The sequence below is a fragment of the Amycolatopsis sp. WGS_07 genome (genome assembly GCF_045278895.1).
Classification (GTDB): domain Bacteria; phylum Actinomycetota; class Actinomycetes; order Mycobacteriales; family Pseudonocardiaceae; genus Amycolatopsis.
In genome coordinates this window covers 8,061,504-8,085,865 of record NZ_CP136053.1, presented here as the reverse complement: position 1 = coordinate 8,085,865, position 24,362 = coordinate 8,061,504, and the positions used below count along the sequence as shown (strand labels likewise).

General features: G+C 70.1%; 24 protein-coding genes. 10 read left to right on the top strand and 14 right to left on the bottom strand.

Annotation, left to right across the window (positions count from 1 at the left end):
* Positions 1 to 122: 122 nt before the first annotated feature.
* A complete protein-coding gene (locus tag RPX00_RS37915) occupies positions 123 to 1,013 on the top strand; it encodes a glycoside hydrolase family 16 protein (RefSeq protein ID WP_406632743.1) in 891 nt (296 codons plus the stop codon).
* On the opposite strand, the gene RPX00_RS37910 is transcribed toward RPX00_RS37915, so the two are convergent.
* Complete coding sequence (locus tag RPX00_RS37910) at positions 1,000 to 1,578, bottom strand: hypothetical protein (protein WP_406632741.1); 579 nt, start codon at positions 1,576 to 1,578, stop codon at positions 1,000 to 1,002. The two genes, RPX00_RS37915 and RPX00_RS37910, sit on opposite strands and share 14 nt — an antisense overlap.
* Positions 1,579 to 1,598: 20 nt before the next feature.
* The gene (locus tag RPX00_RS37905) at positions 1,599 to 2,495 is read right to left on the bottom strand and encodes a LysR family transcriptional regulator (RefSeq protein ID WP_406632739.1); all 897 of its coding nucleotides are present in this window, start codon (positions 2,493 to 2,495) and stop codon (positions 1,599 to 1,601) included.
* A 98-nt stretch (positions 2,496 to 2,593) separates the two neighbouring features.
* Between RPX00_RS37905 and RPX00_RS37900 the strand changes: the two genes are divergently transcribed.
* Positions 2,594 to 3,439 carry an oxidoreductase gene (locus RPX00_RS37900; RefSeq protein WP_406632738.1) on the top strand — a complete coding sequence of 282 codons (846 nt, stop codon included), beginning with the start codon at positions 2,594 to 2,596 and terminating at the stop codon, positions 3,437 to 3,439.
* Positions 3,440 to 3,481: 42 nt separating this feature from the next.
* Here RPX00_RS37900 and RPX00_RS37895 read toward each other — a convergent pair whose 3' ends face one another.
* Positions 3,482 to 5,296 carry a hypothetical protein gene (locus RPX00_RS37895; RefSeq protein ID WP_406632736.1) on the bottom strand — a complete coding sequence of 605 codons (1,815 nt, stop codon included), beginning with the start codon at positions 5,294 to 5,296 and terminating at the stop codon, positions 3,482 to 3,484.
* 295 nt (positions 5,297 to 5,591) lie between these two features.
* On the opposite strand from RPX00_RS37895, the gene RPX00_RS37890 reads away from it, so the two are divergent.
* Together RPX00_RS37890 and RPX00_RS37885 are read left to right on the top strand one after the other, a co-directional pair.
* On the top strand, positions 5,592 to 6,368 hold the full coding sequence (locus RPX00_RS37890) for a GH25 family lysozyme (protein WP_406643228.1): 777 nt from the start codon (positions 5,592 to 5,594) through the stop codon (positions 6,366 to 6,368).
* A gap of 48 nt (positions 6,369 to 6,416) precedes the next feature.
* On the top strand, positions 6,417 to 7,040 hold the full coding sequence (locus tag RPX00_RS37885) for a hypothetical protein (protein WP_406632735.1): 624 nt from the start codon (positions 6,417 to 6,419) through the stop codon (positions 7,038 to 7,040).
* Here the strand turns inward: RPX00_RS37885 and RPX00_RS37880 are convergent.
* The 5 genes from RPX00_RS37880 to RPX00_RS37860 form a co-directional block, all read right to left on the bottom strand.
* Positions 6,982 to 7,629, bottom strand: coding sequence for a sigma factor-like helix-turn-helix DNA-binding protein (locus RPX00_RS37880; RefSeq protein ID WP_406632733.1), 648 nt, complete (start codon positions 7,627 to 7,629; stop codon positions 6,982 to 6,984). The genes RPX00_RS37885 and RPX00_RS37880 overlap by 59 nt on opposite strands.
* The gene (locus RPX00_RS37875; RefSeq protein ID WP_406632731.1) at positions 7,563 to 7,904 is read right to left on the bottom strand and encodes a sigma factor; all 342 of its coding nucleotides are present in this window, start codon (positions 7,902 to 7,904) and stop codon (positions 7,563 to 7,565) included. The genes RPX00_RS37880 and RPX00_RS37875 overlap by 67 nt, the downstream gene beginning before the upstream one ends.
* Positions 7,901 to 8,749 carry an alpha/beta hydrolase gene (locus RPX00_RS37870; RefSeq protein WP_406632729.1) on the bottom strand — a complete coding sequence of 283 codons (849 nt, stop codon included), beginning with the start codon at positions 8,747 to 8,749 and terminating at the stop codon, positions 7,901 to 7,903. Before RPX00_RS37870 ends, RPX00_RS37875 begins: the two co-directional genes overlap by 4 nt.
* 331 nt (positions 8,750 to 9,080) lie before the next feature.
* Entirely contained in the window at positions 9,081 to 10,583 is a 1,503-nt protein-coding gene (locus RPX00_RS37865) for an FAD-dependent oxidoreductase (protein WP_406632727.1), read from the bottom strand.
* A gap of 1 nt (position 10,584) precedes the next feature.
* The gene (locus tag RPX00_RS37860; protein ID WP_406632725.1) at positions 10,585 to 11,502 is read right to left on the bottom strand and encodes a diiron oxygenase; all 918 of its coding nucleotides are present in this window, start codon (positions 11,500 to 11,502) and stop codon (positions 10,585 to 10,587) included.
* Positions 11,503 to 11,695: 193 nt separating this feature from the next.
* Between RPX00_RS37860 and RPX00_RS37855 the strand changes: the two genes are divergently transcribed.
* Positions 11,696 to 12,262: a hypothetical protein gene (locus tag RPX00_RS37855; protein WP_406632723.1), complete on the top strand. Its 567-nt coding sequence runs from the start codon at positions 11,696 to 11,698 to the stop codon at positions 12,260 to 12,262.
* Complete coding sequence (locus RPX00_RS37850) at positions 12,259 to 12,765, top strand: GNAT family N-acetyltransferase; N-acetyltransferase (protein ID WP_406632721.1); 507 nt, start codon at positions 12,259 to 12,261, stop codon at positions 12,763 to 12,765. Before RPX00_RS37855 ends, RPX00_RS37850 begins: the two co-directional genes overlap by 4 nt.
* Here RPX00_RS37850 and RPX00_RS37845 read toward each other — a convergent pair.
* The 5 genes from RPX00_RS37845 to RPX00_RS37825 all read right to left on the bottom strand — a co-directional run bounded on the left by RPX00_RS37845 (position 12,751) and on the right by RPX00_RS37825 (position 18,144).
* Positions 12,751 to 13,914 carry a multidrug effflux MFS transporter gene (locus RPX00_RS37845; protein ID WP_406632720.1) on the bottom strand — a complete coding sequence of 388 codons (1,164 nt, stop codon included), beginning with the start codon at positions 13,912 to 13,914 and terminating at the stop codon, positions 12,751 to 12,753. The two genes, RPX00_RS37850 and RPX00_RS37845, sit on opposite strands and share 15 nt — an antisense overlap.
* Before the next feature lie 50 nt (positions 13,915 to 13,964).
* Positions 13,965 to 14,939, bottom strand: coding sequence for an alpha/beta hydrolase fold domain-containing protein (locus tag RPX00_RS37840; RefSeq protein ID WP_406632718.1), 975 nt, complete (start codon positions 14,937 to 14,939; stop codon positions 13,965 to 13,967).
* Entirely contained in the window at positions 14,936 to 15,913 is a 978-nt protein-coding gene (locus tag RPX00_RS37835; protein ID WP_406632716.1) for an alpha/beta hydrolase, read from the bottom strand. The genes RPX00_RS37840 and RPX00_RS37835 overlap by 4 nt, the downstream gene beginning before the upstream one ends.
* 108 nt (positions 15,914 to 16,021) lie before the next feature.
* A complete protein-coding gene (locus tag RPX00_RS37830; RefSeq protein ID WP_406632715.1) occupies positions 16,022 to 16,987 on the bottom strand; it encodes an aldo/keto reductase in 966 nt (321 codons plus the stop codon).
* Positions 16,988 to 17,034: 47 nt separating this feature from the next.
* Entirely contained in the window at positions 17,035 to 18,144 is a 1,110-nt protein-coding gene (locus RPX00_RS37825) for a zinc-binding dehydrogenase (protein ID WP_406632713.1), read from the bottom strand.
* Positions 18,145 to 18,248: 104 nt separating this feature from the next.
* On the opposite strand from RPX00_RS37825, the gene RPX00_RS37820 reads away from it, so the two are divergent.
* Positions 18,249 to 19,610: an amidohydrolase gene (locus RPX00_RS37820; RefSeq protein ID WP_406632710.1), complete on the top strand. Its 1,362-nt coding sequence runs from the start codon at positions 18,249 to 18,251 to the stop codon at positions 19,608 to 19,610.
* Positions 19,611 to 19,673: 63 nt separating this feature from the next.
* On the opposite strand, the gene RPX00_RS37815 is transcribed toward RPX00_RS37820, so the two are convergent.
* The gene (locus RPX00_RS37815) at positions 19,674 to 20,396 is read right to left on the bottom strand and encodes an SDR family NAD(P)-dependent oxidoreductase (protein ID WP_406632708.1); all 723 of its coding nucleotides are present in this window, start codon (positions 20,394 to 20,396) and stop codon (positions 19,674 to 19,676) included.
* An 86-nt stretch (positions 20,397 to 20,482) separates the two neighbouring features.
* Here RPX00_RS37815 and RPX00_RS37810 point away from each other — a divergent pair, with 86 nt between their 5' ends.
* The 3 genes from RPX00_RS37810 to RPX00_RS37800 all read left to right on the top strand — a co-directional run bounded on the left by RPX00_RS37810 (position 20,483) and on the right by RPX00_RS37800 (position 24,315).
* Positions 20,483 to 21,439: an aldo/keto reductase gene (locus RPX00_RS37810; protein ID WP_406632706.1), complete on the top strand. Its 957-nt coding sequence runs from the start codon at positions 20,483 to 20,485 to the stop codon at positions 21,437 to 21,439.
* An 88-nt stretch (positions 21,440 to 21,527) separates the two neighbouring features.
* The gene (locus tag RPX00_RS37805) at positions 21,528 to 22,505 is read left to right on the top strand and encodes a methyltransferase dimerization domain-containing protein (RefSeq protein WP_406632704.1); all 978 of its coding nucleotides are present in this window, start codon (positions 21,528 to 21,530) and stop codon (positions 22,503 to 22,505) included.
* Positions 22,506 to 22,791: 286 nt separating this feature from the next.
* Complete coding sequence (locus tag RPX00_RS37800) at positions 22,792 to 24,315, top strand: ABC transporter substrate-binding protein (RefSeq protein ID WP_406632702.1); 1,524 nt, start codon at positions 22,792 to 22,794, stop codon at positions 24,313 to 24,315.
* Positions 24,316 to 24,362 lie beyond the last annotated feature (47 nt).

Genomic DNA, 24,362 nt, shown 5'->3' with positions numbered 1-24,362 from the left:
TTTCCGGCCGCCCTCTGCCCGCGCGCACCGCCGCCGCGGAACCGGCAGGCAGACTGTTTTGACTGGTCAGCGGCGTTGGCCGACCCTGCTGGGACCACCCCTCCCCATCGGAAAGGCGAACCATGCGCCGACTCCCGCTCATCCTGGCCGCCGTAGCCGCCGCGTCGATGGCCGCCGCGCCCGCGCAGGCCGCCGAAACCTGGACCACGGTCTTCGAGGACACCTTCGACGGCCCCGCCGGCACCGGTCTCGACCCGCAGAACTGGCTCTACGACAAGGGAACCGGCTACCCGGGCGGCGCCGCGAACTGGGGCACCGGAGAGATCGAGACCGCGACCGACTCGACGGACAACGTCTACCACGACGGTTCCGGGCACCTGGTGATCAAACCGCTGCGCGACGCGAACGGCGCGTGGACGTCCGGGCGGATCGAAACCCAGCGCACCGACTTCGGCGCGCCCGAGGGCGGCCAGATGGAGATGAGCGCGACGATCCAGCAGCCGGACCCCGCGCACGGCCTCGGCTACTGGCCCGCGTTCTGGGCGATGGGCGCGGACGCCCGTCCGGTCGGCGCGACGAACTGGCCGAGCATCGGCGAACTGGACATCATGGAGAACGTCAACGCGCTGGACAAGCATTCCAGCACGTTCCACTGTGGACAGTGGGCCGGGGAATGCCACGACCCGGACGGGATCAGCAGCGACCTGCAGGACTGCGGCGGCTGCAAGACCGGATACCACACGTATTCAGTGGTAGTGGACCGGCGCGATGCGGCGGCCGAGTCGCTGCGGTTTTCGTTGGACGGCCGGGAGACCTTTGCGGTGAAGCAGAACCAGGTCTCCGATGCGACGTGGAAGGCGGCGGTGGACCACGGGTTCTTCGCGATCTTCGACGTGGCGATTGGTGGGTCTTATCCGAACAAGGTGTGCGGGTGCACGAGTCCGGGGGCGGATATTACTCCGGGGGCGGGGATGAGCATTGACGCGTTTTCGGTGAAGGTCAGCAAAAGCTGATCTTCGGCCACGGGTCGATCCGGACGCGGCCGCGCTGCGGCGTTGACCACTCGACGCGCTCGGCCGCGGCCGGATCGGTGAAGACCAGGACTGACTCGTCGAGCCGGTTGAGCGACAGCATGCGCCCGCATTCGACGAATTCGCCCGCGACCAGCACCAGCGGCCGGCCGCCGACGCGCAGCTCGACTTCGGCGAGCACGCCTTCTTCAGCGAAGACGACGACGTCCTCGACCGGCCCGGTCGGCAGTTCGCTCAGCGCCGTCCAGCGATAGATCCCGTCCCACATCTCCGGGTTCTCGAGCCGGGGATCCGGACGGCGTTGCGGCCACAACCCGAACAGGTCGTCGTCTTGATACGTGCCGATCCACAGCGCGCGGCCGTCGTCCAAATACGCCTGCATTCCCCACAACTGCAGACATTCCACCGCCGGTTCGGTGAACTGGGGGCCGCCGTCCGGGCCGTGTTCCCACAGCGCCATCTCCACGCCGGCCCACGATTCGATGCGCCGACCGCGCAGCGAGCCGAAATCCTGCGCGCGCTCGACCATCCACTCGTCGTATGCCACAACGACAGTATCTCGGAGCGTCAGCCCGCGCCGGAAAGGTCCGTCGTTTCCGCCAGCCTGGTCGCCACGTCCAGCAGGGCGGCCGGGCGAGGGCCGTCTGAGCGCCATACCACCACCGTCCGGGCGGATTCGCCCTGCAGCGGCACGAACACCACGCCCGTCCGGCGGAGGCTGTGTGCGGACCGTGCCAGCCGCGTCACCCCGACGCCCGCCGCGACCAGGCCCAGCAGGCCCTGCACGGTCGCGGTCCGCTGCACGACGTTCGGCGTGTACCCGGCGGCGGCGAAGTCGGCGTCGTACTTGCGGTGCCACGGGTCCCACGACGTGCGCGGCGTCAAGACCCATGGTTCGTCGGCGAGGTCGGACAGGCGCAGCGAGGAACGGTCGGCCAGTCGGTGGCCTGACGGCAGGACCGCGCAGACCTCCTCGGTCAGCAGCGTGTGCGTCTCCAGGCCGTCGACCAGCGGCGGGCGGGTGAAGCCTGCGTCGAAGCGGCCGCTGAGCACGCCGTCGGCCAGTTCGGCGATCGGGACTTCCGCGGTGGTCACGGTCAGCTCCGGGAGCTGTTCGCGTACCGCGCGCACGACTGGCGGCAGGAGGTAATTCGCTGTGCTGGCAAGGAAAGCCAGCCGGAGGGTGCCGATTTCGCCGCGGACCGCGCGGGCGACGGTAGCGACTGCCTCGTCGGCGCGGGCCAGTACCGCTCGTGCTTCTGGCAGGAACAGTTCGCCGATCGGGGTGAGACGGGTGCCGCGGGCGTCGCGGTCGAACAGTTTCGCGCCTAGTTGCCGCTCCAGCACGGTGATCTGCTGCGACAACGACTGCTGCGCGATATGCAGGCTCGCCGCCGCGCGCGTGAAGCTCGTCGTCTCGGCGACGGCGGCGAAATAGCGCAGCTGGCGCAGCTCAGGGGTCACAGGCTGAGACTGTAGCCCGCCAGGAAACCGGTGTTGGCGGTCCCGGGCGAACACCAGCCACGATCGGAGGCGGAAGAAACCACTGGAGGGACTGCTCAATGACCGAGGAAACCGCCGGCCGCGTGTGGCTGATCACCGGGTGCTCCAGCGGCTTCGGCCGCGAACTCGCCCAGGCCGCGCTCGCCGCGGGGGACCGGGTCCTCGCGACCGCCCGCAAACCGGAGACGCTCGCCGACCTCGCCGCAACGGGCGGGGACCGGGTGCGCACGGCTGCGCTGGACGTCACCGACCCGGCACAGATCGACGCCGTCGTGCGGACCGCGCTGGACGAGTTCGGCCGGATCGACGTGCTCGTCAACAACGCCGGCCACGGGTCCGTCGGCGCGGTCGAGGAACTGACGCTGACCGACCTGCGCGCGGTCATGGAGGTGATGTTCTTCGGCGCGGTCGCGATGACGAAGGCGGTCGTCCCGCTGCTGCGCGAGCAGGGGAGCGGCACGATCGTGCAGATGAGTTCGATGGGCGGACTGCTCGCGCCGCCCGCGTTCGGGGCCTACTGCGCGGCGAAATTCGCGCTGGAAGGGATGTCCGAGGCGCTCGCGGCAGAGGTCGCGCCGCTCGGGGTCAAGGTGCTGATCGTGGAGCCGGGCGCGTTCCGGACGTCGTTCGGCGGCACGGCGATGCACCGCTCCCAGCGGATCGACGCCTACGCCGCCTCGACCGCGGCCACCCGCGCCGCGATCGAGGGGATGGACGGCACCCAGCCCGGCGACCCGGCGAAAGCGGCGGCGGCGATCCTGCGGGCGGTGGACGCGCCCGACGCGCCGCTGCGGCTCGCGCTCGGCGGCGACGCGGTGGACGCGATCCGGGGCAAAATCGAGGCGCTGGCCAAGGATCTTGACTCCTGGGAGACGGTCAGCCGGGCCACCGCGCTGGACGTGTGACAGCGAGGCCGCCTCCCCGGACCAGGGAGGCGGCCGCCGCGTTCACGGGTAATTCGGGACGTTCACCGGCTTCGTGCCGTCCGGGGTTACGTCGCCGGTGTCGTTCACGACGTGGGTGATCGTGCCCCGGTGGTTCAGCGACACCGTCAGCAGGCTGTGCAGCTTCACCCCGTCGTTCTGCGGCACCTCGAACGCGTGGTAGCTCGAGACCGCCGGGTTGTTGTCGAAGAAGCAGTAGCTGCCCAAGCCCCACGCCTCGTGCGATTTCACGTCCGGGCCGACCTTGTACGCGGCGTAGCCGGCGGTGCCCGGCGCGGAATTCCACGAACCCTGGTCCGGGACGTCGTACGGCATCTCGTTCTGGAAGAACACCGTCTTCCCGTTCTGGCCGTTCCACACGACCTGGAACTTCTGGTAATGCTCCACGAACAGCCCAGTCGCGGTCACGTTGTCGCCGTTGACCAATACGCCGGTGTCCGCCGTGTTCGTGGTCCAGCCGACGGTCCCGCTCTTGCCGTGGTCGGCCCGCCAGGCCCAGACGTGGTCGACGATCGTGTCGTCGCTGTTCACGACCAGGCTGGTGGCCGCCTTGCCCGCCAGATCACCGCCGACGCGGAAGAACACGTCCTGCAGCGACGTCGGGTTCGTCGCGTGGCTCGTGTGCTTCCCGCTTTCGCCGACGGTCAGCAGAGACTGCGAATTCTGCGTTCCGGCGTCGAACAGCAGGCCCTTCACCCGTACCCCGTCCACATCGGACACGTGCATCGCGTCGGCCCCGTTGTCCGGGATCAGCGTCGGGTAGCCGATGCCGAGCACGGTCGTGTCCGGGCGGGTCACGTTCAGCGTCTGGTCCAGGTGGTAGGCGCCGGGGGTGAAGAACAGGTTGCAGCCGGAGTCGAGGGAACTGTTGATGCTCTCGGCGGTGTCGCCCGGCTTGACGACGCGGAACTGGCTCATCGGGACGGAATCGCCGGGCGTGCCGCCGTTTGCCCAGCTCGGCCCGGACGCGTTCTTGCGCAGCGACGGCAGGAAGACGCGGTAGTTGCCGCCGCTGTCCACGTACAGGTACGGCACGTCGCGCGAGACCGGCGTGGTGTCGAGCGTCGTTTCCGGCGGGTTCGGGAACGAGTTGGCCGGCGCGCCCGCGGTCCCGGAGAAGACCATGTTCCACACGCCGCCGTCCCAGCTGCCCAGCGCCGAATCCCGCGTGTACCACTGCTGCTGCGAAACCGAGGCGGCCTGGCCGGACACCCGGGTGTCGGCGACGTAGCCGCCGCTCGCGTACCCGTAGCTGGCCGGGAACAGCTGCAGCCCGCCCTTGATGTCCATCCGGCGGAACGGCGCGGCCTGCGACACCGCCCAGCGGTCGCTGCCGCTCGACGGCGTGACGGCCATGTTCTCCGCCGACCGCCAGAAGTTCTGCAGCGCAGAGCCCTGGTCGGACTCGTTGAAGGCGTCCACGGTGATGTCACCGTTGATCTGGACGTCGCCCGGATTCTGGCCGAGACCGGCGACCGAGGTGTAGAAGCCGACGTTGTCGTGCACCGAGTACGCGCCGGGCTTGAACAGGTGCGCGACGCGGCCCGAGCCGAACTGCGCGGTCTGCGTGTCCTTCTGCGCCTCGAAGTCCTTGTCCAGCTGGGCCTGGATCGTCTCGGAGGGCATTCCCGGGTCGAAAATGTGCACGTTCGGCCCGAAATCCGGCTGATCGGACTGGCCGGTGCAGCCCGCCCGCGGGGACGGTGGGGCCGCGGCGGCGGGGACGGCCAGCCCGGCCGCGGCGAGCAGCGCCAGTGCGATCAGTGCTGGTCCGCGGGAGCGAGACGGCCGCCCGGGTGGTCGACAAGTCCGGTTCACGTGGGGACACCTCCGCCGGTAGGGGATTTGCCAACTGGTTTGTGGTTGGCAACAACAAATTAAACGCCCAGCAACGTGGCGCCGGTCACAACTCGGTCACAGTTGTCTGGACCACTGGCGCGATTCCGGCTATCGGAAACTCGTTCACGTCCGGGTGACGCAGCCAGCCCGGCGCCGCGATGTGCCGCACGATGGCCGTGGACCTGCAGCCGTGAAGATCGGAGTCCCGGTGACCCGGACAGCGACGGACAAAACCTGGCGGATCGGCTTCGCCGCCACCGTGTCGGCCCTGGCGATGGCGTGCGGGGTCGCGACCGCCGGACCGGCTTCCGCCGCCGACTACTCGAAGGCCGGCGAGAATGTTGCCGGTTCACAAATTCTGCGCCACGAGGGCGTGCGGAGCGGGAGCCCTCGGCTCGACCCGGCGGCCGGGCAGACCCTCGGCCACGACGTGAGCGGGCACCAGGGTCCGGTCGACTGGGGCCGGGCCGCCGGCGCGGGCGCGCGGTTCGCCTACGTCAAGGCGACCGAGGGCACCGGGTTCGTGAGCCCGCAGTTCGGCCAGCAGTACAACGGCGCGCACGACGCGGGCCTGATCCGCGGCGCGTACCACTTCGCCCGCCCGGACGTCTCCAGCGGCGCACAGCAAGCGGACTACTTCATCGCCCACGGCGGTGCCTGGCGCGGCGACGGCACGACGCTGCCGGGCGCGCTGGACATCGAGTACAACCCGTACGGCGACGCCTGCTACGGCAAAAGCCAGGCCGACATGACCGCCTGGATCGCCGACTTCACCCACCGGTACCTGGCGAAACAGCGCCGCAGCGCGATCATCTACACCTCGACGTCATGGTGGAAGCTCTGCACCGGCAACGCGGGCGGCTTCGGGAACACGAACCCGTTGTGGCTCGCCCGGTACGCCCCGGAGATCGGCGAACTCCCGGCGGGCTGGGACAAGCAGAGCATCTGGCAGTTCTCGCGCACCGGCAGCCTGCCCGGCGACCAGAACTACTACAACGGGCCGATGAACCGCGTGCAGGCGCTCGCCAGGGGAGCCGCTTCGTCGGCGTGATCGCCGAAAAGCCTTACGGGGCGGTCCCCGGCGTAGTTGGATCACCGGGTGACTTTCGCGATCGGGCTCTTCGACCTCTTCACCTACGCGATCCCGGGTGCCCTGCACCTGGCGTTCCTGACCTACGTCGCCGGACGGCTGCACTGGCTCGACCTCGCCGCCGTCTCGCGCGGGCCGGGAGTGGTGCTGGTGATCGGGATCGCGGTGGCGAGCTACCTGCTCGGGTACCTGGCGTATCCGATGGGCGCGCGGCTGTCGCGGTGGGTGCCGCGGCGGCGGAAGCGGAACGCGCGCGAGGAGTTCCTGCGCCGCAACCCCGCCGCGCGCGGGCGAGCGTTCGTTGAAGCGGACTCGTTTCTGCTGCTTTCGGCGCTGCAACTGCACGACGCGGACGCGGCGGTGGAGGCGACGCGGCTGCGCACGGCCGGGCTGATGCTGCGCAATTCCAGCCCGGTCATGGCGTTCGCGTTCGTGGCGTCGGTGGTGGAGCTGATCGTCGGGTCGCACCCGGTGTTCGCGGCGTGCGGCGTGGTGCTGTTCGCCGCCGCGTGTCCCGCGTTGATCGCGCAGGCCCGGTTGCTGTCGCATTGGGCGAGCGTGAAGACCCTGGAACTCAGCTTCTGGGTGCCGGACGTGGAGGAGACGCTGGCGGCGGTCCAGAAACCCGAGTGATCCGCTCGACGAGCGCCGGGTCGTTGAACACGGTCACCCCGGCGATGCCGTCCCGGCGGACGTCGAGCACCGCGACGCCGAACGGCTGATCGTGCAGGCGGACAACGGCCGCGGGCTGGCCGTTGAGCACCAGCCGGTCCATCCGCCAGTCCCCGGGGCTGCCCACTGCCGCGGCGAACACCGGCGAACACTCGTCCATGCCCGAGAACCAGGTCCGGCTCGGCAGCAGTTCCAGCGTGGCGTCCAAGCGAAGCACATTGGTCAAGCCGGAAACGTCGGCTCGCTCGAACGCGGTGACGTACGTGTCGAGCAGCCGTCGTGCCTGCGGGGAGCTGGGTTCGACGACGTCCTCGGGACCGGAATCGGCCTCGGCCAGCCGGGCGCGGGCCCGTTGCAGGCTGCTCTTCACCGCGGCGACGGACATGTCCATCATCTCGGCGACCTCGGCGGCGGGGAACGCCAGCACGTCGCGGAGCAGCAACACCGCGCGCTGTGCGGGAGGCAGTGTCTGCATCGCGGCGATCAACGCCAGCCGCAGGTCGGCGCGGTCGCCGGGAAACGGCTCGATCCACGTCTCCGGCGGCAGCACGTCCGGTTGCCCGTCGCCGTCGGGCGCGCCGATGCCCGACGGCGACGGGCGCGCCGTCCGCGATCGCGGGCGGCGTTGAGGCAGACGTTGGTGGCGATGCGGTGCAGCCAGGTGCGCACCGAGGACCGCTGCTCGAAGTCGTCCCAGGCGCGCCATCCGCGTAGGTAGGTTTCCTGGACCGCGTCCTCGGCCTCGTGCCACGACCCGAGCAGCCGGTAGCTGTGCGCCAGCAGCTCGCCGCGAAGCGGGGCCGCCGCCCGTTCGAACTCCGTCACCGGACCAGTGTCGACCGCAGCCACGATCCCGCCTCCCTGACCGCCTCGTCCGCCACCGCCGTGCGCCCGGCCGCCATCTGGAACGTGTGCACCTGACCGGGAAACTCGTCGAGCCGGACCTCGACGCCGGCCGCCCGCATCCGCCTGGCCAGCTCCCGGCTGTCGTCCAGCAGCGCTTCCTCCGCGCCTACCTGAAGATACGTCGGCGGCAGCCCGCACACATCGGCGTGCAGCGGGGCCGCGAGCGGGTTGTGCGGGTCCGCTCCGGCAAGGTAACCGGCTGCCAGCCCGCGGACGAGGTCTCGGGTGAAGAACGGGTCGCTGCCCGTGTCGTAGGAGCTGCCGGTTGCGTCGAGGTCGGTCCACGCCGACAGCAGCAGCAAGGACGCGGGCATCGGCAGGTTCTCCTCGCGGGCGCGTACGGCGAGGCCGAGCGCGAGTGTTGCGCCGCAGGAGTCTCCGGCGACCGCGATCGGGCCGGAGCCGTTGCGGTGCAGCCATTGATAGGCCGCGGTCACGATGTCGAGCTGGCTGGGGAAGACGTGCTCGGGGGTGAGGCCGTAGTCGACGGCGAACGTGCTCACCCCGGAGGACCGGGCCAGGTGGCCGAACATCCGGCGGTGCGTGGCGGACGATCCGCTGACGAAACCGCCTCCGTGGATCGCCAGGATCACCGGCCCGGCGAGCGCGCCGGGCGGGCGGAGCCACAGTCCGGCTGGGGTTTCGACTGGTTCGGCCGTGACGTCGTCGGGTTCCGTGCCGAGCGTTTCCCAGGCCGAGAGCTGTTCGCCGCGCGCTTGTGCTTCCCAGAGTGCGCGGTTGGGGTCGTTCGTCGTGGTGGTCATGACGGGTAGACCCCGGGCGGGTCGGAAAGGAATCGGTCAGGTGTAGACGAGGTCGGTGCCGAGCTGGCGGAGGGCGGCGGTGATTGCGTTGGGATCGGCGGGTACGCGGCGGACGTGGCTGGCGGTGAGGGCGTCTTCCTCGGCGGGTGCTCGGTGAGGGCGTCGGCCGCGGTCAGTTCGACGGCGGTGCGGGCGGCGTCGGCGGATTGCTCGGCCGTGCTCTGCCGCTGGATGTTCGTGCCAAGGCCGGTGATGGGGTTCGTCAATCCGGCAACCAAAACCCCCGGCCGCGAAGGGGAACCGCGGCCGGGGGGTGACGACAGAATGGGGTTCAGCGACCCCGGAACCGCGCGGCCAGCGCCGCGATCGGCGAACGGCGTCCGCGCAGCGGAACCTGGCCCGAGGTGATGTCCTGCAGCAGGGTCGCCACCGTTTCGCTCGCGCAGGTCCGGTTCGCGCCGATCCCGCCGGACGGGCCGCGTTTGATCCAGCCCACCACGTACGCGCCGGTGCGGCCGTCGACCCGGCCCGCGGTGTTCGGGATGGTTCCGGCGGCCTCGTCGAACGGCAGGCCCGGCACCGGGCGGCCGCGGTAGCCGACCGCTCGCACGACCTGTCCGGCCGCGATCTCGATCGGTCCGGAGGGGCCTTCGGCCCGCAAACCGCGCACCTGGCGGTCGCCGGTGATCTCGGCGGGTGCGGAGTGGAAGCGCAGGACGATCCGGCGCGGGCCGTCGGCGGGCGGGGCGCTCCAGTCGACCGCTTCCCGGTCCGATCCCCGCAGCAGTGCGGCTTTTCCGGTGCCCGCGTCGATGGCCTCGGCGGTGCGCGGGTCCTCGGTGTCGACCACGAGCGGCACGTTCGCGCGCTGGGCCAGCGCGATCAGTTCGGGGGAGGTGTAGGCGGCGTCTTCCGGGCCGCGCCGGGCGAGCAGGACCACCTCGCGGACCTTGCTGGAGCGCAACCGTTCCAGCGCGTGCGGGGCGATGGTCGTGTCGGCCAGGTCGTCCGGGTCGGCGGTGAGGATGCGGGCCACGTCGAGGGCGACGTTGCCGGTGCCGATCAGCACGACGCGCTCCGCGGAGAGGTCGACCGCGTGCGCGGGGACGTCGGGATGGCCGTTGTACCAGGCGACCACCGTCGTCGCGGCGAGGCTGCCGGGCAGGTCCTCGCCGGAGAGGCCGAGGTTGCGTGCCGAAGAAGCGCCGACCGCGTAGATCACCGCGTCGTGCCGTTCGGCCAGCTCGTCCACCGTGACGTGCCGCCCGACCTCGACGCCGAGCTTCAGCTTCAGCCGCGGGTGCTGGTGGAACCGGGAGAACGTCTCGCCGATCCGCTTCGTGTCCGGGTGGTCCGGCGCGACGCCGTAGCGCACCAGCCCGCCCGCGACCGGCAGCCGGTCGATCAGCGTGACGCGCGCGTTGGTGTGCAGCAACAGGTCTTCCACCGCGTACATCCCGGCCGGGCCGGTGCCGACGACGGCGACGTCCGCGGGCTCGAGGTCGCTCGGGATGTCGCGGTCGAACGTCGGCGGGCCCCAGCGGTGGAAGTTCGGCGCGGGGTTCGCCGCGACCGGCGGCCGGTCGGCGAAGAAGTCCGCGTTGATCCCCGCGTACACCTTCATCGAGTCGGTGAGCAGGTCCACCGGGAAGATCGCGTCGACCGGGCACGCGTCGGCGCAGGCGCCGCAGTCGATGCACGAGTCCGGGTCGACGTAGAGCATCTCGGTGGTGCCGAAGTCCGGCTCGTCCGGCGTCGGGTGGATGCAGTTGACCGGGCAGACCGACACGCACGTCGCGTCGTTGCAGCAGGTCTGGGTGATCGCGAAGGCCATGTCAGATCAGATTCGCCCGCTTGTAGAACACCAGCGCCGGCTTCGTGAGCAGGCCGCACGAGCCGAGGAACTCCATCAGCCCGGCACAGCTCGACCGCATCATCGACTTGTGGTGCTCGTTGTTCTTCGCCTCGCGCAGCGCGCGCTCGGCGTCCAGCCCGGCGTTCTTGTACACGTCGCGGTTGACCATGCTGCTGACGATGAAGTACGACGCGATCGCGATGACCAGCGCGTTGAACTGACGGCGCACGGCTCCCGCGCCCTCCAGCTGCTCGCGCGTCTCCTCGCGGGCGAACTTCATGTGCCGCGACTCTTCCACGACGTGGATGTTGTTGATGGTGCGCACGAACGGGACCACGCGCTCGTCGCGCATCCAGTCGCGCTGCATCACGTCGAGCACCTCTTCGGCGACCAGGATCGCCGCGTACGCCGCTTCGCCGCCTGCGACCGCCTTGAAGACGCGGCCGAGTTCGACAGCGAGCTTGCGCGGCCGGTACGGGGGAGCGCCGAGCTTCTGCGCGCCGCGCGCGAACATGATCGAGTGGCGGCATTCGTCGGCGATCTCGGTGAGCGCCCACTGGAACGCCGGGTCGGTCGGGTCCTTGGCGTAGAAATCGCGCAGCACCATCTGCTGCAGGATCATCTCGAACCAGATCCCGGTGCTCGCGACCGACGCCGCCTCCTGGCGGGTCAGCTCCTTCTGCTGCTCCGGGGTCATCTCGGCCCAGTAGCTCGTGCCGTAGAGCGTGCTCCACTCCGGGCTGGCCCCGTGGAAGTCCTTGTCCAGCGGGGTTTCCCAGTCGACCTCGGTGGCCGGGTCGTAGGACAGGGTCGCGGAGGAGTCGAGCAGCCGCTGCGCGGTCTCGTGCCGGCCGGACGGGGCTGCTTCCGGTGCTCGCCGCACGTCTGCGCTGGTCATTCGGTCCTCCCTGAGCGACGTTGATTAGGTATTACCGCGATTCACTGTTACCTAAGGTAACACCTATCTGGCCGTATCGCGAGAGGCCCCGGCGAACCGCGTGTCGTCCGTTCGGGCAATGAGCCCGGGAAAGCGCCGCTGACCTGGCAGGATGAGCCGCGAACAGCTTCCTGACCCCGGAGGAACCGCCGTCGTGACGCAACCGCCCTATCCCGGCGCGGAGCCGTACCCTCCGCTGCCGCCCGCTTACGGCGGGCAGGCTCCTTACAGCGGGCAGTTCGCCGCGCAGCCGCCTTCGCCGACCGCCTACTTCGGCGCGACCGCGATCGCCGCGGCGACCCTGGCGTCGGTCATCGGCTTGGTGGCGACGATCGGCGTCGTCGTCGCGTTCTTCCGGGTGACCACGCACCCGACCTCGGCCAGGATGCTGTCCAGCAGCATCGTCGGCGCGGTGGACCTGGCGATCGCGGCGCTAGCGATCGCCGGAGCGATCGGGCTGTTCAGACGCTCCCCGGCCGGGCGGATCTGCGTGCTGGTCGGCAGCGGGTTGGCGGTGCTGGACATTGTCGTCCTGATGATCGTCAGCCTCGACTCCAGCTTCGTCCGCAAGAGCGCGCCGCCGACGCTGCAGATGTCGTTCCCGAGCGGCTTCCTGTGGCTGATCGTCCCGGTGGCCGCGATCGTGCTGGCGGCGCACCGGCGGACCGGCGCGTGGCTGCTGCCCAAGACCCCGCCGATGCCGTACCACCCCGGCTGGTGACCGGCGGCCGCGAAGAGATCCTCCGCACCCCTCGGCTGTGGTTGACCACCTGGCTGCCCTCGGACCTGGACGATCTCGCCGCCCTGCACGCGGACCCGGAAGTCATGCGGCACATGACGACCGGCCCGCAGACCCGCGCGGCTACTCGGGAGCGGCTGGAGGCGTTCATCGGAGAGCACCAGCGGCGGGGCTGGTCGAAGTGGCGGGTCGAAGGTGCGTCGGGGTTTCTCGGGCGTGCTGGGTTCGGGCTTGCCCATCGCAGCGGGTACCGGGAGGTCGGGTACCTGCTAGCGCGCGCGGCGTGGGGTGCCGGGCTGGCCACAGAGCTGACGCAGGCGCTCCGGCAGTGGCACGAGGAGCATCCGGAGCCCGCTCTCGCGCCCGAACTGCGGGCGTACGTGCTGCCCGGCAACGCGGCTAGCTGCCGGGTGCTGGAGAAAGCGGGCTTCCGGGAGGCCAGGAAGGAGGACGGCCAGCTCGTGTTCGAGTCAGTCCGTCCGTGACCGGCGGAGCCGGGGCAGCACAGCGAACCACAGCAAGGCCGTCGCGATTCCGTATGCCACCGTCATCGTCAGGCTCATCGTCAGCGGCGTCGTCCCGCCCAGCGACACCAACGGCGCCACGACCGGCCCGATCGCGAACGACGACGTGCCGAGCAGCGCCGCGGCGGTTCCGGCTCGGCGGCCGTGGTTGGCCAGGGCCAGCGCGTTGCCGTTCGCCTGGGTGGTTCCGCCGGCGAACATCAGCAGTGCCAACGGGATCAGCAACGCGGCCAGTCCCGCGCCGAACAGCACCGCGCCCAGCATCGTCAGCGCTGCCGCGGCGGTGAAGGTCGTGCCCAGGACGTACATCCGGACCGGACCCGCTCGTCGCACGGCGGCCCGGTTCGCCTGGGCGCCGAGCACCGACATCACCGCGTTCGCTGCGAAACACGCGCTGAACAGCTGCGGCGACAGCGAAAACCCGTCTTGCAGCACGAAACTGATCGATGCCAGGTAGGTGAAGAACGCCGCCCCGCCGCAGGTGCTCACGAGCAGGAAGCCCAGGAACAGGCGGTCTCGCAGCAGCACCCGGAACTCGCCTCGGCCGCGACGTGGATGTCGTTCTTCCGGTGGCAGGCTCTCCGGCAGCGCGGTCGCGGCGACGATCAGCAATGCCGCGCCGATTCCGGCCAGGACGCCGAAGATGCCGCGCCACCCGACGATGGCCGCCAGCTGCCCGCCGACCACCGGAGCGACGATCGGCGCGAGCGCTCCGACGGTGGTCAGCAAGGCCAGCAACCGCACCAGTTCGACGCCCTCGGCGAGGTCGCGCGCGACGGCCAGTGACAGCACGATTCCGGCCGAACCGCACAGCCCCTGGAGGAATCTCGCCGCGAGTAGCACCTCGACCGACGGGGCGAACGCGCACACCACCGACAGGACGGTGAACAGCCCGATCCCGGTGAGCAGCGGACGCCGCCGGCCCAGCCGGTCGCTCAGCGGGCCGACGACGAGCTGTCCGAAGGCGAGGCCGAGCATGCACACCGACATGGTCGCCTGCGCGAGGCTCTCCCCGGCGCGGAGATCGTCGGCTAGCTGGGGGAGGGCGGGCAGGTAGAGGTCCATCGAGATCGGGCCGAAGACCTCCAGCAGGCCCAGCACCACCGCCATGCGGAACGCGGTCGGGCGTCTCTTCGGCGGTGCTTCAGCGTGCAGTGGCTTCATCCGGTGCGCAGGATCCGGCGCAGCCACGAGAGCCGGGCCGCGACGGCGGAGCGGGACACTTCCGCGTCCGGGGAGAAACCGGCGAAACCGTGGTAGCCGCCTGCCCAGACGTGCAGTTCCGCTTGTCCGCCGGTCGCCCAGATCCGCAATGCGTACTCGGTCGTCTCGTCGCGGAAGATTTCCGCGGCGCCGACGTCGAGGTACGCGGGAGGCAGGCCGGACAGATCGGCCATCCGCGCCGGGACCGCGTACGGCGAGGCCGCGTCGGTGCATCGCGCCGGGCCGAGCAGGGCGTTCCAGCCGGTGTCGTTGTTGTTGCGGTCCCAGGCGCCGATCCCGTCGTACTGGCGGGTCGACACTGACTCGTTGCGGTCGTCGAGCATGGGGCACGCCAGCAGCTGTCCGGCGATGGCCGGGCCGTTGCGGTCCCGGGCCAGCAGAGCCACGCCCGCCGCCAGGCCGCCGCCCGCGCTGGCGCCGGTGACGACGATCCGCGACGGGTCGATGCCGAGTTCGCCGGCGTGTGCGACTGTCCACAAGAGACCGGCGTAGCAGTCCTCGACGGCGGCTGGGGCCGGGTTTTCCGGAGCCAGCCGGTATTCCACCGAGATGCCGACGGCGCGGAACCGCAGGACGTCGTCGATCAGGCCGTCCAGGCCGAAGAACCGGTTGCCCAGCACCATGCCGCCGCCGTGGATGCTGTAGAGCGCGGGGGCTCCGGACGTTCCGGACCGGGGGCGGACGACGGTGAGGGTGATGTCCGGGGCGCCTTCGGGGCCGTGGACGGTGTGTTCGGACAGGTCGACCGGACGGTCGGCGACCATCTGCTCGACCGGCGGGATGATCGTCGCGAAATGGGCGCGGTTGGCCAGGATGGTGTCCGCGCGCAGCGGGATCCGCTCGACCAGGTCGAGGAACGCGGCGAGCCCTGGTTCCAGTTCCGGGTCGTACGGCACCGGCGGGACGCTCATTTCCCCGCCTTCCCGAAGATCCGGCGCAGCCACGAGTTCCGGGTTTCGAGCGCTGCCTTGCTGATCGGCCAATCCGGCACGTACATGTCGAAGCCGTGGAAGGCACCCGCCCAGACGTGCAGTTCGGCCTGTCCGCCGGTGGCCCAGATCCGCAGCGCGTACTCGGTGTCTTCGTCGCGGAACGGTTCCGCGCTGCCTACCTCGATGAACGCGGGCGGCAGTCCGGACAGGTCGGTCGCGCGCGCCGGGGCGGCGTAGGGGGAGACGTCGTCGGTGCCGACCGCGTCGCCGAGCAGGGACTTCCAGCCCGCCAGGTTCGACTCGCGGGTCCAGGTGCCCAGGCCCGGGTACTGCTGGCTGGCGATGGTCGTGTTGCGGTCATCGATCATCGGGCACAGCAGCAGTTGGCCCGCGATCGCCGGGCCGTTCCGGTCGCGGGCGAGCAGGGACACCGCCGCCGCGAGTCCGCCGCCCGCGCTGCCGCCCATGACGACCACGCGCGACGGGTCGACGCCGAGTTCGTCGGCGTGCTCGACTGTCCACACCAGACCGGCGTAGCAGTCTTCGACCGGCGCGGGGTGCGGGTGCTCGGGGGCGAGCCGGTATTCGACGTTCACCGCCACCACGTTCAGCTCCAGCACCAGCGCGAGCAGTCTGCCGACATCCATGTTGCGGTGGCCGACCATCATGCCGCCGCCGTGGATGTTGTAGAGCACCGGCAGCGCGCCGTCGCTTTCGTGCGGGGACAGGATGGTGATTTCCAGGTCCGGGGCGCCGGCCGGGCCCGGGATGGTTTGCTCGACGACGGTGACCGGTGCGTCGCCGACGGCTTCGGCGGCGGGCGGGAACATGTCGGCCATCGCACGGCGCAGGCCGGGGATCGTCTCCGGGGTGAACGGCGGCGCGTCGGCCGGGACGATCTCGGCGAGCGCGGGCTCGATCTCCGGATCGAACGGGACGGGGGGATGGGTCAAGGCGGCCTCCTGGGGCGGACGGGGTTGGGGTGCGGTCCGTGAGGGGAACCCTGCGGGAATCTGATTCCCCCAGGGTTCCCCTCACGGACGTGAAGACGGGGGCTTCGATCAGGGGCCTTCGGGATCGACGGCGTCGCGGTCGGCCCAGAACGGCTCCACCAGCGCGCGGATCTGGTCCGCGCCGACCTTCTCCACCAGGTCGACCGCGGCGAGGTTGTCCTCCAGTTGCTCCATCCGGGTCGCGCCGAAGAGCGTCGTGACGTTCGCCGGATGCGTCAGCGTGAACGCCACCGCGAGCCGGGCGGCGGTCGTGCCGAGTTCTTCCGCGGCTTTGACCACCTTGGGCGCGTCGCGGACGATGCGCTTGCGGACGTCGCCAGGGTCGCGGCCGATTTCGCGGGTCAGATTGGTGCGCCCGGCGAGGATCCCGCCTTCGAGGACGTCGGAGGCCTGCATGACGAAACCGTCGGCGAACAGCCGGGCGAACGGTTCGCCGTCCGGAATGGAGCGGCGGCCGATGCTGTACTTCAGCTGCGCGATCTGCGGCCCGGGCACCTGCAGGGCTTCGGCGATTTCGCGCAGCCGGGCGATGTTCCCGGCCGACCAGTTGTTCACGCCCCACGCCCGGATCAAGCCGGACCGGGTGAGTCCGGCGAGGTCTTCGACCAGGTCTTCCAGCAGGACGTCGTCGCGGCGCAGGTCGCCGAGGATCACCAGGTCCGCGACGTCGAAACCGCCGCGCAGGAAGGCGTTTTCCAGCTGTGGCCGGAAACCCTGGTCGCCGAAGCCTTCGATCCAGAGCTTCGCCGAGACCAGGTAGTCCTCGCGCGGGATGCGGGCGGCGCGGACGATCGCGCTCCACAGGACGTCGGTGAAGACCGGCGGGTGGCCGGGCATGCCGTAGACGCCGACGTCGAACAGGTTCACGCCGGCCTCGACCGCGGCGCGGATCATCGCGACCGCGTCGGCGAAGTCCATCCGGTCGTAGGTGTGCCACGAACCGAGCGACAGCAGCGAAACGTCCAAACCGGACGTCCCGACCTTGCGGCGGGGCAGGGGCGAGGATGCGGACACGAGACCTCCTTGGCTCGTAAGGGGTTGGCTCGTAAGGAAATGGTCGATCAGGGGAGGCGTGGGTCGACGACGGCTTTCGTCTCGTCCAGCCGGTGCATGGCCTCGATCCGTTCGCTCGCGCCGGACAGCCCGACCGTGCTGCCGAACAGCCGGTCCCACGGCATCCGGGTCGCGAAGGAACCGAAGAACTCGATGGCGTGGTGGTAGTCAGCGATGTCGCCGTTGAGCGATCCGACGACGGTCAGCTCCTTGCCCATCACCGTGCCGAGCGGGACCGGAGTCGGCTCCGGCCCGGTGCTGCCGACGATCACGACCCGGCCGCGCTGCGCCGCCATCGCCACCGCCTCGCGGCCGATCGACGGCGCGCCCGCGAAGTCCAGCACGAGGTCGCCGCCGTGTCCGTTGGTCAGTTCCGTGACGCGCTCGACGATCGCGTCCGAACCGCCGGAGACCTCGACTACGTCGTCCGCGCCGAACTCCTTCGCCAACTCCAGCCGCGACGCGGGGGCGCCGACGGTGATAACGCTGCCCGCCCCGCTGAGGTGCGCGACGGCGGTCGCGAACAGGCCCAGCGCGCCGGATCCCTGTACCACCACGCGAGATCCCGGCCGGACGCCGCCGACGCGGTCGAACGCGCGCAGCACGGTCTTCGCCGCGCATCCGGCCATCGCGGCCCAGGTGTCAGGCACCTCGGCGGGCAGCAGGAGTTTCGCCGCGCCGGGGACGACGTAGGCGTACTCGCACAGCCCGGCGGTCGCGAACGGTGCGACGTCGGAGCGCTGCAGGAATCCGTAGCCGCGCCGGGAACACGCGACCGGCTCGCGCAGCACGGTGCAGCCGTAGCACTCGCCGCAGGTGGATTCCGACCAGCCGATCCGGGCTCCGACCGGGATCTCCCGGCCGAGCGCGTCGCGCGTGTCCGGTCCGGCCGCGACGACTTCGCCGACCATTTCGTGGCCAAGCACCATCGGCAGCATGCCCGGGAAACTCATCTTCCCGGACCAGATCTCCACGTCCGTGCCGCACAGCGTCGCGCACGAGACGCGGACCAGCGCCGCACCGGCTTCCAGTTCGGCGGGCAGCGGGAGTTCGGTCAGCTCCAGCGGCGCGCCGTGCTCGGTCAGCACCGCGGCGCGGGTGGAAGTCGGGACGGTCATGGGAAACCTTTCCGGGGACTGGCAGGCCCGGGCGGGCCGTGTGATGGGTTAGTCTACGGACGTCGACAAAAATGTCGAGTCCCCGAATCCCTCCAGGAGCGCCTGTGCCGACCTCAGTTGCGGATCTCGTCTTGCGGGCAGCGGCGGTGCACACCATGGCCGGCGCCGCGCCCGCGACCGCGCTGGCCGTGCGGGACGGACGCGTGCTGCGCGCCGGAACCGACGCCGAGCTGCGAGACCTGATCGGCCCGCGCACGAAGGTGCTCGACCTCGGCGGCCGCGCGGTCCTGCCGGGCATCAACGACGCGCACCTGCACGGTGCCTGGCTCGGCGCGCTGTGGCCGGACACCCTCTTCGCCGACGACGGTGCGCCCGGGCCCGGTCCGGAGAAGCCGTTGCGCACCGCCGCCGAACGCCGGGCGGCCATCCTCCGCGCGGGCGAAATCCTTGCCGCACTGGGCATTACGAGCTACACCGAACCGGGTCTCGGACCGGGGGAGGACGACGGGCGCATCGGCGCGTTCGGGATGTCCGTAGTCGAGCAGTACCGGGAGCTGGCCGCCGAAGGGCTGCTGCGGGCGCGGGTGACCGCACTCTGGCTGTACGGCGAACTCGACGGGCCGAGCACGTTCGACAGCTTCCGCACCGGACTGGCCACAGTGGACGGACCGGGCCCCGACCCGCGGCGGCTCAACTTCCGCGGGGTGAAGATCTTCGCCGACGGCATCCCGCCCATGCGCTCGGCCTACACCCACCACTGCTACGCCGACGGCAGCCACGCCCACCTGCTCGTCGGGGGCGCGGACGACCCGGAACGCGAGGAAAACTTCACCCGGATGCTCCTGACCGCGCACGAGGCCGGGCTGCAGGTCGGCGTGCACGCGACGGGCGACCGGGCGATCGAGCTGATGCTGGACGCCGTCGAGCGGGCCAGGGGAGAACGGGACGTCGACCTCGGCCACTACGTCATCCACGGCGACCTGGTGAACGCGGCGCAGCTCAAGCGGATGGCCCGGCTGGGGGTCGGGCTGTCCGCGCAGGCCGGGATCGCGGTGCGGACCGCCGGGGTCGTCGACGCCGCGATGGGCCCGGGCAGTTCGGATGCGGCATGGCCGCTGCAGGAGGCGCTGGACGCGGGGATCCCGCTGTGCCTGACGTCCGACGCGCCGGTGCTCCCGCCGGACTGGCGCAAGGAAATCGCCGCCGCGGACCAGTGGATGGGCCCGGCCGAGGACGTGCGGCAGCGGATGGAAACCCTGCTCCGCTGCTACACCGTGCACCCGGCCCAACAGGACGGCGCTGCGTCGTGGAAGGGCACGCTTGAGCCGGGGATGGCGGCGGATCTGTGCGTGCTGTCGGCGGATCCGTTCGCTGTGAGCCCCGCTGAGCTGCCCGAGGTGGATGTTGATCTGACTGTCCTGGATGGACGGATCGTGTTCGAGCGTTCGCCTGGGACGATCGCTTAACGTCCGTGAAGGACTCCTTTGGGGAATCAGATTCCCCCAAGGAGTCCTTCACGGACGGTTGGATCAGGTGAGCAGCTGTCCGCCGTCCACCGGGAGGCTGGTGCCGGTGATGTGGGCGGCGGCCGGGCTCGCCAGGAAGACCACCGCTGCCGCGACGTCCTCGACTGAGGCCATTCGGCCGTCCGGGATCCGGGCCACCCACGCGTCGTGCGCGGGCGAGCCGGGCGGCATGGCGGCGGCGAGCATCGGCGTCGCGACCGGGCCGGGGGCGACCGCGTTCACCCGGATCTGGTGCTCGGCCAACTCGATCGCGGCCCAGCGAGTCAAAGCGTCGACCGCCGCCTTGCTGCTTTCGTAGCCGCCCATGCCCGGCGTCGGCTGCCGTCCGCCGATCGACGACAGGTTCACCACGACGCCCGGCGCACCGCGTTCGACCATCCGGCGGGCGACCAGCTGCGTCATCAGGAACGTGCCGTGCACGTTGGTCGACAGAATGCGCAGCAGGTCCGCGCCGGGCAGGTCCAGCAACCGGCCGTGGACGCTGAGCATGCCGGCGTTGTTGACCAGGACGTCGACCGGGCCGATCTCGTCCAGTGCGGCGGAGATCGCGGTTTCGTCGGTGATGTCGAGCCGGATTCCGCGCCCGCCAAGCGGTTTGGCGGCTTCTTCGGCTCCGTCGAGGTCGGCGAGCACCACGGAATCGCCCGCCTGGGCGAAGGCGGCGCCGATCGCGCGGCCGATGCCGCCGGCACCTCCGGTGATCAGCACGGTACGGGCAGCGGGCATCGTCGTTTCCTTTCGCCGGGAGCGGGGTACGCGGGCTTATAGTATACAAGCGTAGAAAATAAATCCCTTGAACCGCAGGAGGAATCGTGGCGACGGATCGACCTGGACTGGGCCCGGCGTTCCCGCGCGTGCCGGCGTTGTCGCTCGGCTCGTGGAACACCTGGGACCGGGTGGAGTTCGGCGACGCGGTGGCGCTGATCGCCCGCGCGGCCGAGTTGGGGCACGCCTTCTTCGACGTCGCGCACTACGACATGGGCCCGCACGCCGAGGGTTCGGAGACCGACCGGATCTTCGGCCGCGCGGTGCGCGAAGCCGGGCTGGCTCGCGAAGATTGGCTCTACTGCGGGAAACTCTGGCTCTGGGACTACCCGAACGTCGGCTTCGCGCAGCAGATGAACACCTCGCTGGAACGCGTCGGCGTCGAGTCGGCGGATTTGGTCGTGGTCGGCGACTACTTCGGCGAGGTCGATCTCGAACGGGTCGTCGCGGAAGTCGCCGAGCAGATCGAAGCTGGCCGGTTCCGCGCGTGGGGCGTGAACAATTGGCGGATTGACGATCTGCGCACGGCTTTTGCCATTGCGCGCAAACGTGATCTGCCGCCGCCGGTGTTCGCTCAGCTGAAGTACGGGCTGGTGCGCCGGTCGATGGCCGAGGGCGAGTTTTACGCGCCTCTGTTCGCTTCTGGGCAGCTGACGCTGCAGGCGTCGGACATTTTCGAAGGCGGTCTGCTGGTCGGGAATCTGAAGCCGAATCGCAAGATCGGCGCGGATGTCGGAGGCATCCGCGAGAAAATCGCCGCTGCCTGGCCGGCCGTGCAGAAGATCGCTGACGAACTGGACGCCTCGCCCGCGCAGCTGGGAATTGCCTTCTGCCTGGCCAATCCCGCGACGGCGAACGTCCTGGTGGGCGTATCGCGGCAGGCGCAGCTGGAGGACAATGTCGGCGCGCTGGCCTTGCTGGAACGGGTTGGTGCGGACCGGATTCGCGAGCTGACCAAGGGGTTGTGGCTCGACCGCGAGGTCGCCGCCGACGGAACCTGGTGAAGGGGCTGGTGTTTTTTGTCGACGTGCGTAGACTAAAGCTCCCCGGGGTGCCCGGAGAGGCACCCCCGACGCCGTGAGGAGCCGCCACATGACGAAACCAGCGCCGGACCGCATCGTCGACATCGCCATCGGGTACATGGGCGCGAAGCAGTTGTTCGCCGCCTCGCGGATCGGCTTGTTCCGCGCGCTGGCCGACGGTCCGCGCACGGTGCCGGAACTCGCCGCCGCCACCGGCAAGGGCGAGCAGTTGACCCGGATCCTGGCGGACGCGATGAACGCGCGCGGCCTGCTAGAACGCGCGGACGGCCGTTACTCGCTGGCCGAGGACGCGCAGGAGTACTTGGGCGGGAACGGCGCTACGGATCTGGCGCCGTTCCTGACCTTCCTCAACGAAATCAGCTACGGCCACTGGCTCCAGTTCGACGCCACTGTGGACAGTGGCAAACCGGGCGACCTCCAGATGGACGAGGGCCGCTGGGCGACGTTCATGGCCGGCGTCATGCGCTACAACGCGCTGCACGCGTCGATGCTCGCGCGCACCTTCGATTTCTCGCCCTACCGCTCGATGCTCGATCTGGGCGGATTGTCGCCGGAATTCGCGATCGGCGCGCTGCGGGCGAATCCCGCACTGACCGCTCGCTTCGTTTTCGGACCCGAGTCCACGCAAGGGATCACCGACGCGGTGAATGCGGCCGGGTTCGCCGATCGCACGAGCATCGACCCCGCGCCGACCGAATCCGCGGAACCAGGCGGGGCGCACGATCTGGTGATGGTGAACCACGTCGTGCACCGGTTCACCGCCGAGCAGAACCGGAAAATCCTGGCCAGCGCGCGGGCGGCGGCTGCGGACGGAGCGACGTTGCTGCTGCTGGACTTCTTCCTCGACGACGGCGAACGGCAGCGCCCGATCGACGCGCTGCACGCGGGGGAGTACTTCGTGATCGACGGAACCGTCGTCTATCCGGAGGCGGAAGTCCGCGAATGGCTCGACGGTGCAGGATGGCGCGTATGCGATGTGCTCTCGCTGCCCGGAAGTCCGCGCGTTCTGGTCGCCGACGCCGTCTGAAAACGGCGCGCGAGCCAGCAGATAACACGGCGGATACTCTGCTGATCGTTACTAACCCGGCCACAGCCACGGCCGAATGGCTTCGCGGCAACGGTTGCGTGCCGCGCGGGGGTCGGCCTGCTTTTGGCCGGATCAGTAACAAACGCATCCGGCCCGTTGATTTTTTAGCCGACAATCGTAGACTATCCCGCACCACGGCGAGCCGGGCCGCACTCGAAGGCCCGCCGTTCCCGGCGGGGCGCCGAGCGATCCCGCCGGCGGTCCAGCACCCTGAGAGAGGGACTCAATGACGAGGACAAGGACAGCGGCGTTGTTCGCGGCGGCCGCCGCGGCGCTGCTCGCGATCGCCGGATGCACCGGCTCGGGCGCCGCCGGGGCGGGCGCGGGCACTGACGAGCTGAAGGCGGGCGTGTTCCTCGACGTGACGTCGTGGGACCCGGCCAACGCCGACATCGGCTTCGACGGCCCGTACCTGTCCGCGGTCTACGACCCGCTGGTCGCCTTGGACAAGGACGCCAAGCCGATTCCCGCGCTCGCGAAGTCGTGGGACTGGTCGGCCGACCGGCTGAGCCTGACGATGCACCTGCGCGACGACGTCGCGTTCGACGACGGCCAGAAGTTCGACGCCGCCGCTGCGGTCGAGAACCTGAACCACCTCAAGTCCGGCACGCGGTCCGGGCAGGCCTACATCGACGTGAAGAGCGTCGAGGCGAAGGACCCCTCGACCGTCGTGCTCCATCTGTCCGAACGCGACGACGCGCTGCTGTACTTCATGGGTCTCGGCCGCAGCTGGATGGCCTCGCCCAAGGCGATCAAGGCCAAGTCGCTCGCCAACGGCCCGGACGGTTCCGGCCCGTACACCTTCGACAAGGCGTCCTCGCAGCCGCAGTCGCAGTACGTGTTCAAGAAGCGCGCGAAGCACTGGGACAGCGCCACGTATCCGTTCCCGACGGTGCGGCTGTTCCCGATCACCGACCAGGCGGCCAGCTTCAACGCGATGCTGTCCGGTCAGCTGAACGTCCAGTTCGCCAACGCGGCGAACCTGCCGAAGGCGCAGCAGAACGGCTGGAACGTCGCGAAGAAACCGGCGTCGTGGGTCGGCGTGCAGTTCGCCGACCGCACCGGAAGCCAGGTGAAGGCGCTCGGCGACCAGCGCGTGCGGCAGGCGATTTCCTACGCCTTCGACGCGGCCGGGATCCTCAAGGCGGTCGGCAACGACGCCGGCACGGTCACCGACCAGCTGTGGCCGAGCGGCAGCCAGGTGTACGACCCGGCGGGCAACGGCAAGTACAAGACGGACCTCGCCAAGGCCAAGCAGCTGCTCGCCGAGGCGGGTTATCCGAACGGCTTCAGCCTGAAGATGCCGATGTCCACGATCTTCCAGGCGTGGCAGCCCGCCGCCGAGCAGACGTTCGGGCAGCTGGGCATCAAGGTCGACTGGCAGAACATGTCGATGCCGGACTACCAGAAGAACGCGCCGACGTACCCGATGTTCCTCGCGGTGATCGCGATGGACGGCAACGACATGGCCACGCTGACCGACCAGGTCACGTCGAAGCAGTGGTACAACCCCAATCCGTCGGTGGACGCCTTCCCGGAGGTGAAGGCGCTCGTGCGGAAGGCGGAACAGGCCCAGCCCGGCCCGGCGCAGACCGCGGCGCTCAAGGAGCTGAACACGAAGCTCGTGGACCTCGCCTGGTGGAACGTGTGGTACCAGGCCGACAACCTCTACTACAGCGTCAAGGGCATCACCGTCACGCCGATCACCGGCATGATGTTCCCGACGCTGCGGTTCATCCAGCGCGGCTGACGCGCCCGTCGTCCCGTGGTCCGTCCTGTGTGGACGGACCACGGGAA